The following is a 1,037-nucleotide window of genomic DNA, read 5'->3' on the forward strand; positions in this document are numbered from 1 at the left end:
TATCACGTTTGCAGCGATTTCCGCGAAAAAAGCGGTATCTCGTGGATAACTCTAATACGCTAATTTTACATCACACCTGTTTAACAGGTGTGATGTTTTTATTAGATCTATTAATGATGAGTACTAAGTCGTTCTTCGACTTAATCTTTCAAGTTCGACTAAAGCTCCCTATTCAAGAAGACTCAGTTTCGAGACTTTTTCGTGTTTCCGTTGTTTCGGATAGAAAAAGGAGGTCTCCGTTTATTTTCTTCTTATGACGCGAGTGTCTGGGTGTAGCAGCTGGACGAGTTGTTTCCCTAGCCACCCCATATTCTATTCCGGCAACGGACCCAAAGTATCGCGAAATCAAGTCTTCCACAATCCTGCACTTATGTGGAGTAAGCTATATATTTCAAACGATAATTTTTTAATTAAATTAGAAATATCAACGAAAGGTCCTTTTCTGTGAGTAGTCTGGTATACTATAGTCATAATCAATAAGTTAGGAGCTGATGTTTTATGACAAATCTAATTATGCCTCGCTATAAGTCTAACAATCAAACATTCAATGGAGGACACATCATCTCTTAACGTCCTCCCAAAACAGGAGGAATATTATTGAATCAAATGAAACGGAAAGATTTTCATCCATTTTTTCAATCTCAAGTAACAAGTACAGAATCCGCAGCGCGCGTGACACGTTTTTCTCACGGCATTTATACTTTGGCCGATGATACAAAAACATACACAGCAAATCTGTCCGGTCGTTTCCACTACGAAAGTGTGACAGCGAGGGATTACCCGGCTGTCGGGGACTGGGTTATCTTCCAGCCTTATGAAAACGGAGAGAAAGCGGTGATCCATCGTTTGCTGGAGAGACAAACCTTACTTTCCAGGAAACAGGCAGGGACGAGTAACAATGAACAGGTCATTGCATCTAATGTGGACACGGTTTTCATCGTTACCGCTCTGACCCAGGAGTTCAACCTCCGCCGCTTAGAACGCTATGTACAGCAGGTCTATGAAAGTGGTGCAAAGCCAGTCGTCGTCTGTACGAA

The 1,037-nt window shown here is 41.7% G+C and carries 1 protein-coding gene; it reads left to right on the plus strand.

The window, feature by feature from the left end:
• Positions 1-606 precede the first annotated feature (606 nt).
• On the plus strand, positions 607-1,037 hold a 431-nt coding region (gene rsgA / locus LD39_RS21605; RefSeq protein ID WP_035554067.1), incomplete at its 3' end, for a GTPase RsgA.

Source organism: Halobacillus sp. BBL2006 (genome assembly GCF_000786645.1).
GTDB lineage: Bacteria > Bacillota > Bacilli > Bacillales > Halobacillaceae > Halobacillus.